This window comes from Candidatus Cloacimonadota bacterium, from assembly GCA_011372345.1.
Taxonomy (GTDB): domain Bacteria; phylum Cloacimonadota; class Cloacimonadia; order Cloacimonadales; family TCS61; genus DRTC01.
This window is the reverse complement of record DRTC01000308.1, coordinates 1-7,861: the sequence shown is the minus strand read 5'-3', so window position 1 is coordinate 7,861 and position 7,861 is coordinate 1. Positions and strand designations below refer to the sequence as shown.

Below are 7,861 nucleotides of genomic sequence, written 5' to 3'. Positions count from 1 at the left end.
TATGTTTTTTTTCATATTTAATATTACAATAATTTACAATATTTTTTTGCAGGATTCAAGTTATCCACAAACTCGGTAGGAACATTTAAAAGGATTGTTCTCAACTCGAACTTCGTTTCAAGTCGAGTTCAATCCTTTACAAACTTTTTATGTCCAATGACTTTGGTCTGGGACATTTTTCCATACATTTATTACAATGAATACACTCGACATCATCAATAATTTCTTTATCACAAATGTTGATCTGCATCGGGCAGTTTTTGTCACAGATATAACAATCGATGCAGACTTCCATATTTCTAATGATCTTTGTCCTGGGAATATGAAGGATTTTTCCAAACCATTGAAAAATATTCATCAGAGCCGCATAGGGACAGGCATATCGACACCAGAATCTTTCCAGAAAAAAGGCAACTATAAAGACAATGAATAGAGAAATTATCCCAGCTACTTTGAGATGTTGCGGATGGGAAATCGCTAAAACCGGACAAAATTTCATATAACCATACTGGAAAATCCCATAAGCGGCAATAACAGTTATCAGGAAAAATATATATTTAAAAATTAAGAGGATTCTATGTAAAGGTTTTGGAAGATCGTGCAGTTTTGGCTTTTTAGATCTTGGATTTAGCAGGTATATTATTTCTTGGATTGTTCCTAACGGGCAGACATAACCGCAAAATTTTCTGCCGACAAAAATCGTTAAAACTAAAATTACCAGACCGATTATGACAGCAGTTGGATAGATAAATTTTCCAAATGTGGGATTAAGTCCCATAACTCCGAAACAAACACTGGCATAAGGACAATATTGATGAGCTACTTTCAGTGTACCCTGGATCAAAAGAAAGATCAAAATCAGGGAAACTATTAAAAATATCCACTGGATTATTTTGCGAAAAAGAATGCGATTTAAATTATACATTTGTTAAGTTATTAACTTTGGAATAAAAATCAACTTGGTCAAGATGGACTAAAACCTTACTTAACTCATATTTTGATATATTAAAATTTAGTAATTTTTTGAAATCGCTTTAACCGGACAACCTTTATAATTCTGTCCATCACCATTTTCACAGATCCCGCAATTTATACATTTGTCGGCATCGATTACTGCTCTTCCGTTCTTCATAGTGATCGCTTTAACAGGACAAACATTTACGCACAGCTGACAGCCAATACATTTTTTCGAATCAACAAGATAAGTTTTATTCCTGTTATTGGAAAATTCGCTGTCTTTCCATAAAGGTTCGCCTTTTTCGGTTCGAAGTTCGATCAATTCATCATTGAACACAAAGTTGACAACAGCCATATCACTCTCAAACAAAAAGCCGGTTAGGGAGAAATCTTTCTTTCCTTCTAACACTACTTCTTTTGATTCCAGAAATTCTTGAGGACCAAAATGCAGTTGTATAACTCCATTATCTGCCTTGATAAACCATTCTTCGTCATCTTCAAACAGTTTTCCGGAAATTGTTTCCAGAGTTCCGAGTTTGACGATATCATTGCCTGTTAACTGGCTATTATTTGCAATAATGCTGCTTACGATAAATATAATTATTACGGTCAGGATAAATCCTTTAAACTTTTCATTCTTCATCTTTCACTCCTTCATTTTTCATTTTTCAATGAAAAGCACATATTATTCCATAATCGGCAAAATTAAATCCTGTGAATTATTGTCAACCGAATTGACTGTTTTACCTACTTCGTGAAAATCTATTTCGTGGGCAGGATATGGTTTTAATAGGGAAAGAAGTTCTTCCGGAATTTGGTTAGAAAGCCATTTTGATTCATCTTTTCTGGATAAGATCGCAGGCATGCGGGGATGAAAATCGCGGATTTTTTCATTTGGAATCGTGGTGATGATAGAACAGGATTTTATCTCTTTCCCTTCAGGAGATTTCCATCCTTCCCAGATCCCTGCGAAAGAGAATAATTCCCTGTCTTTCAAAAAAATATAAAAAGGTTGTTTGTCTTTCTTACGCCACTCATAAAAACCATTTGCGAGGATCAAACATCTTCGTTTCTGAAAAGCATATTTGAAGCTTGGTTTTTCCGTGATCGTTTCCGATCTTGTATTGATCAATTTATAGCCGATATTTTTGTCTTTTGCCCAGAAAGGGATCAAACCCCATTTGAAGAACTCAAGATGATTTCCATCAGTTTTCCTGGTTACAGCCAGGATTTTCTGACCTGGCGCAACATTATAATTTTCTTTGAATCTCTCAATGGAATTCAAAGAATCAGCATAATCAATTATTGCCTGTACACTGCTGAATAAAGCGAATCTTCCACACATAATTTTCCTTCTCGTAAAACATACTGCCAGGTTGTTCTTTTCACAGAATTCAATTCTGTGCTACAAACACTTGAAAAAAAACTGATATTTTTGGGCAAGATATTTTTAATTTCAATTTTTATTTGACGGTTTTATTAAGCAAAGAAATTTTTTACTCTGGTGATTGAAATAAAGAGTGTGAAAATTGTTAGTATTATAAATTAAAATTGTATAAAAAGGAGAATTTATATGATATCTGCTTCAATGAAAACAATAAGCAAAATGATGGAGACTTTACCGGATAAATCTCAAAATCAGGTTGTAGAACATTTGCGATACTATATTGCCGACTTTCAGGATGAACTTAAATGGGATTCTTTATTTGAAAAAACTCAAAAACAATTGATCAAGTTTGCACGGCAAGCAAAAGGAGAAATAAAGAAAGGTTATTCGAAACCTATGGACTTAAATCAATTATGAAATCTGCAACTTTACCTTCTTTTTGGAAAGCATACATAAGTTTGGATAAATCAATAAAACAAAGAGTTAGAAAAGCTTTCAACTTATGGTCACAAAATCCATTTCATCCATCTTTACATTTCAAATGTATCAATCGGGAAGAAGATTTTTAGTCTGTACGAATTACTCTGGATTATAGAGCATTAGAAATTATGGATAATGATACTGTAACATGGTTTTGGATCGGCAATCATGATGATTATGAACGGTTTTTCATGTGAGAAAGTAATAATGATTTAGAATTCTAATCAAGTTAAAAATACAGATAGAATTGGATTAATTCGGTGAATTAATATTACAAACAGAATAGAATTCCGAGTTACATCACTCCACCAACATCGGGCTTGAATGATAAAACGGTAAAGTAATTTGCTCATTTTTTTTATTATTTTCCCAAACTAGATTCGAGACGCTGATTCCCAATAATCTGATTTTTCTTCTTTCGTTAAAGTTTTCCAGAAGCAGTTCCTGTGCATAATTCCTGATGATCTGAAAATCATCGAAACCGGAAGTCAGTGTTTTACTTTTCGTGATCACATCGAAATTAGCAAACTTGATCTTTAAAGTAAGAGTTCTTGCTCGGAATTTTTCCTTTTTCATTTTAGAAGAAATTTTATCTGCACTTTTTTCCAGGAATTCAAGTAATTTAACTTTGTCATTTAAATCTTCGGCAAATGTCCTTTCAGTTCCCAGAGATTTTCTGATCCTATCGGTTGTCACTTCGCTGTTATCGATTCCACGCACGATGTAATAATAATGACTTCCCATTTTTCCGAAATGTTTGATCAGATCTTTCAGAGACCATTTTTTCAGATCTGCTCCGGTTTTAATCCCGATCTTTTTCATGTTTTTTTCACCGGCTTTTCCAATACCGTGAAATTTCCTGATGGGAAGATTTTCTAATATTTCTGCTGCTTTTTCAGGTGGGATAACAACGAGTCCATCCGGTTTATCCATATCCGAACCGATCTTTGCTAAAAATTTATTGTAGGAAACTCCCGCCGATGCAGTAAGTTTTGTCTTTTCAAAGATCTTTTGTTTGATCTCCCTGGCAATATGAGTTGCCGATCTGATATTTTTTTTATTGGAAGTTACATCGAGATAGGCTTCATCGATAGAAACAGGCTGCACTAAATCCGTATATTCAAAGAAAATTTTTCTGATCTGATCCGATGCTTCGCGATAAGCATCGAACCTGCCATGCACGAAAATTGCCTGCGGACAGAGTTTATATGCTTTAGCACTCGACATTGCCGAATGAATTCCATATTTACGGGCTTCATAAGAGCAGGTGGAAACCACCCCACGACTATTTGGAGAGCCTCCAACTATCAAAGGTTTTCCTTTATATTCAGGATGATCTCTGATCTCGACTGCAGCAAAAAAAGCATCCATATCAACATGGATGATTTTCCTGGAAATATTGTTTTTCATATTGGCATTTCAATTTAGTTCGGAACTTGTTCCGACACCAAATTTACTGAATCCAAATTTTAAGGAAACAGAACAAGTTCTGTTCTACGATCTCAATCCTGATCATTCATGCAGCACAGAATTGCATTCTGTGAAAGTAAATGATGATAAAATAGAATTTACATTACACATTTTGCAAAAATGTGTTACTTATGCCTTCACGATTGGAAGTTCATTCCAGTTAGTCGTGAAGCCCGGACTTAATTTTTCCCGTTTCATTTTCCATTTTTTGTCGGTATTTGTGTTTATATATGTTAAAGTATTGCTTCCCCATTTTTTATTGATCATATCAAAACAATCCATAATAATTTTGCGTCTGTCATCAAGATAGGTCGGTTCAAAAAAATCGAGAGGAGCCTTGCTCTGATGCATAATATCAGAGATCATTACTCCCACTTTCTTGTATTTATATCCTTCTCGATAAATGGATTTAAGAACTCTTTTCACAGCATGCAGAAAATCCGGAGTATAAGCAGAAGGAAGGGGAAGATAAGCAATGGCATAATTCGCATATTGCGGATCATTCTGCCGGAAGCGGTTGGTCGTCAGGTAAACCATGATTTGAGATGCAACCTGATTTTCTTCCCGCAACTTTTCCACAGCTCGAATGCAATAAGAAGCAGCAGCCTCCTGCAGATCGGAAAGTTCCGTAACAGGTGAACCGAAAGACCTGGAAGAAACGATTTCCTTTTTCGGATCGATATCCATTTCCAGATCGATACAGGAAATTCCTCTCAATTCCTTGGCAGTTTTCAAACCGACAATGGTCATTCGTTTCTGCACCCACTTATCAGGTGCTTGTGATAGCTCATAAGCATTATTGATCCCGTTTTTCTTCAACATTTTCGCATATCTGGGACCAACTCCCCAGACTTTTCCAACCTCGACAGATTTCAGAATATTTTCCATTTTCGGATGTTTGATAATATTAAAAACACCTCCATAGTTTTTATATTTTTTAGCAACTCGAGCAGCAATTTTTGCTAATGTTTTACTCGGTCCGATCCCGATCGAAGTTGGAATTCCTGTCCATTGTAAAACTGTTTTCCTGATTTTTTTCCCGTATTCTGTTAAATCCAAATACTCAAATCCTTTTAGAGAAAGAAAAGCCTCATCAATAGAATAAATTTCCAAGTCGGGTGTGAATTGTGATAAAGTTTTCATAACACGAGCAGACATGTCACCATATAAAGCGTAATTTGAAGATAAAATCTTAATGTCATGCTTTTTGATCAAGTGATTGATCTTGAAAGCCGGAGTACCGCGAGGAATATTCAATTTCTTCAATTCATTAGAAAGGGCAACGATACAGCCGTCATTATTAGAAAGTATTCCAACCGGTTTATTTTCCAGATCAGGTTGGAAAACCCTTTCGCAGGAAGCGTAAAAATTATTACAATCAACTAAAGCGTAGATATCTCTTTTCATTTTTTTGCTCACGCATCTGCACGGATAAAAACAAACAATCCTTTCCGAAGCTTACAACAGAGGAATTCTTTCAATTGAGATTCGGAAAGTTCCTTACCTCATGCAGTTTCAATTATCGGAAACCACCTAATCCTCAAGTAAGAGAAAAAATAAAAGAAGGCTTCGGAAGGTAACTTTTACTTCATCTTATGGATCGCAAAAGTAACAACTCCCCAAACTTGGAAATTTTCCTCATCCGTTACTTCGATCGTCTCATATTGCGGATTTTCCGGAACCAGAAACCACCGTTTATTTTCGATCTTCAATCTTTTGACCGTCAATTCTCCATCGAGAACTGCAATGATAATTTTATTGTTCACGGGTTCGATAGCGCGATCAACAATTAGAATATCATCCGGGAAAATTCCGGCATTTTCCATTGAGTATCCCTCGACTTTCACGAAAAAAGTTGCCACCGGATGCGAGATCAGAAATTCGTTCAAATCGAGTGTATTCTCAATATAATCCTGAGCAGGAGAAGGAAAACCAGCCGGAACTTCCGATCCAATAAGGGGTCTTTTGATCTCAGTTTTCTTCTCGAACTGATAAATTTCCTTGATTGTATCATCGGTTTTTATTTTTTTTATTACCATAATTCTTCCTTTCTAAATCAACCTAAAAATTCCAGTATGACAAATCAGGTCAAGTATGATTTTTTTTCTATCTGAACTGCCGGGAAATTTTGGTATTCTCGTATAAGAAAATAAATAAAAAGAATATCAAAAAATAAATTTGACACAAAATGTGTTGTTAAGATTCTCAAGTCATTCTTTGAAAATTTTCAAAGATTAGTTTTATGGATAAAAGAAAAATGAAATCAGATAGAATAGAAAAATTAGAAAAAATTTTAGAACTCAACAAACTTCTGAATCATACAAATGACTTCAGCGAACTATTAAACATTATCCTTCAAGAGACTGAAAAGATGTTTCTGGCGGAAGGAACATCCATCCTGCTGGAAGATAAGGAAACCGGTGAACTTCATTTTCATATCTGTACGGGTGAGAAAAAGGAACAATTATTATCACTTCGTATGGATAAAGGTGAAGGCGTTTGCGGATATGTATTTGAAACCGGCAAATCTCTGGTTGAAAACAATCCTGAAGAAAGTAAATTATTTTCTCATAGAGTAGATAAGGAATCCAGTTTTATAACTCGAAACCTTCTCTGTGTTCCCCTGGAGATCAAAGGAAAGACTATCGGTGTAATTGAGTTGGTTAACAAAATCGAAGGAAATTTCACAGAAGGAGATGTTGATTTTCTGACAGCAATTGCCAGCCAGGTTTCCATAACTCTGGAGAGAGCAAGATTGGTCGAGGAAATGATCAAATCCGAACGATTGGCAAGCATTGGTGAAACAGTTGCCGGATTGAGTCATTGTATTAAAAATATCCTGAACGGTTTGAAAGGAGGAGCTTATATACTTAATAAAAACCTGCAAAAGATCGATTCCCCCAAAATGAAGATCGGTTTTGAAATGGTTCAAAAAAATATCGAAAAAATATCCTCCCTGGTTCTGGACATGCTTGAATATTCAAAAGAGAGAAAACCGGAATATGAACTTTCCAATATCAATTCAATTATCGATGATGTTATCGAACTTGTTGCTGCCAAAGCCGAAGCTAATAATATTTCCATAATCAAGAATTTTCAAAAAGGTCTGCAGGAAATCGAGATCGATCCAAAAGGTATTTTCAGATGTATATTGAACCTTGCGGGAAATAGTATCGATGCTCTTACAGATACTGATAATGCAAGATTGGAATTCATCACAAAAAAAGAAAATAAATTTGTGATCATTGAAATCAAGGATAATGGCTGCGGAATTAAAAAGGAATTACAGAAAAAACTGTTTACCAAATTTTTCAGCACTAAAGGATCAAAAGGAACAGGATTTGGTTTACCTGTTACCAAGAAAATAATTAATGAACACAAAGGGACAATAAAATGCGTTTCCAGAGAAAATGCGGGAACGACTTTTAGCATAAAGTTACCATTTAGTGCTTGAACGAAAACCACCGGAATTACTGAAAACTTGAATTAAGTTTGCTTTAGCTGGCTTGATTTAAGTTTTCTAATCCGCTGATGCCAGTCAACTTAACTCAAGACTTCGTCTTAAGT

The 7,861-nt window shown here is 35.1% G+C and carries 8 protein-coding genes and 1 pseudogene; 3 read left to right on the top strand and 6 right to left on the bottom strand.

The window, feature by feature from the left end:
* Window positions 1-136: 136 nt before the first annotated feature.
* The 3 genes from ENL20_06055 to ENL20_06045 all read right to left on the bottom strand — a co-directional run bounded on the left by ENL20_06055 (window position 137) and on the right by ENL20_06045 (window position 2,302).
* Entirely contained in the window at window positions 137-925 is a 789-nt protein-coding gene (locus ENL20_06055; protein ID HHE38117.1) for a 4Fe-4S binding protein, read from the bottom strand.
* Window positions 926-1,012: 87 nt separating this feature from the next.
* Window positions 1,013-1,312, bottom strand: coding sequence for a 4Fe-4S dicluster domain-containing protein (locus tag ENL20_06050; GenBank protein HHE38116.1), 300 nt, complete (start codon window positions 1,310-1,312; stop codon window positions 1,013-1,015).
* A gap of 330 nt (window positions 1,313-1,642) precedes the next feature.
* Entirely contained in the window at window positions 1,643-2,302 is a 660-nt protein-coding gene (locus ENL20_06045) for an SOS response-associated peptidase (GenBank protein ID HHE38115.1), read from the bottom strand.
* Window positions 2,303-2,530: 228 nt separating this feature from the next.
* On the opposite strand from ENL20_06045, the gene ENL20_06040 reads away from it, so the two are divergent.
* Window positions 2,531-2,761 (top strand): hypothetical protein, encoded by a 231-nt coding sequence (locus tag ENL20_06040; GenBank protein HHE38114.1) that lies wholly within the window; start codon window positions 2,531-2,533, stop codon window positions 2,759-2,761.
* Window positions 2,758-3,021, top strand: a pseudogene (locus ENL20_06035) (hypothetical protein). The gene ENL20_06040 and the pseudogene ENL20_06035 overlap by 4 nt, the downstream one beginning before the upstream one ends.
* 103 nt (window positions 3,022-3,124) lie before the next feature.
* Here ENL20_06035 and ENL20_06030 read toward each other — a convergent pair.
* The 3 genes from ENL20_06030 to umuD all read right to left on the bottom strand — a co-directional run bounded on the left by ENL20_06030 (window position 3,125) and on the right by umuD (window position 6,333).
* The gene (locus tag ENL20_06030) at window positions 3,125-4,234 is read right to left on the bottom strand and encodes a DNA polymerase IV (protein ID HHE38113.1); all 1,110 of its coding nucleotides are present in this window, start codon (window positions 4,232-4,234) and stop codon (window positions 3,125-3,127) included.
* Between the two features lie 189 nt (window positions 4,235-4,423).
* Window positions 4,424-5,701, bottom strand: coding sequence for a Y-family DNA polymerase (locus ENL20_06025; GenBank protein HHE38112.1), 1,278 nt, complete (start codon window positions 5,699-5,701; stop codon window positions 4,424-4,426).
* A gap of 176 nt (window positions 5,702-5,877) precedes the next feature.
* On the bottom strand, window positions 5,878-6,333 hold the full coding sequence (gene umuD, locus ENL20_06020; protein HHE38111.1) for a translesion error-prone DNA polymerase V autoproteolytic subunit: 456 nt from the start codon (window positions 6,331-6,333) through the stop codon (window positions 5,878-5,880).
* A 203-nt stretch (window positions 6,334-6,536) separates the two neighbouring features.
* On the opposite strand from umuD, the gene ENL20_06015 reads away from it, so the two are divergent.
* Entirely contained in the window at window positions 6,537-7,748 is a 1,212-nt protein-coding gene (locus ENL20_06015) for a GAF domain-containing sensor histidine kinase (GenBank protein HHE38110.1), read from the top strand.
* The last annotated feature ends 113 nt before the right edge of the window (window positions 7,749-7,861 follow it).

Coding starts and splice junctions, on each gene's coding strand:
- ENL20_06030 (HHE38113.1), bottom strand. CDS start 4,234: ATGAAAAACAATATTTCCAGGAAAATCATCCATGTTGATATGGATGCT.
- umuD (HHE38111.1), bottom strand. CDS start 6,333: ATGGTAATAAAAAAAATAAAAACCGATGATACAATCAAGGAAATTTAT.
- ENL20_06025 (HHE38112.1), bottom strand. CDS start 5,701: ATGAAAAGAGATATCTACGCTTTAGTTGATTGTAATAATTTTTACGCT.
- ENL20_06055 (HHE38117.1), bottom strand. CDS start 925: ATGTATAATTTAAATCGCATTCTTTTTCGCAAAATAATCCAGTGGATA.
- ENL20_06040 (HHE38114.1), top strand. CDS start 2,531: ATGATATCTGCTTCAATGAAAACAATAAGCAAAATGATGGAGACTTTA.
- ENL20_06015 (HHE38110.1), top strand. CDS start 6,537: ATGGATAAAAGAAAAATGAAATCAGATAGAATAGAAAAATTAGAAAAA.
- ENL20_06050 (HHE38116.1), bottom strand. CDS start 1,312: ATGGCTGTTGTCAACTTTGTGTTCAATGATGAATTGATCGAACTTCGA.
- ENL20_06045 (HHE38115.1), bottom strand. CDS start 2,302: ATGTGTGGAAGATTCGCTTTATTCAGCAGTGTACAGGCAATAATTGAT.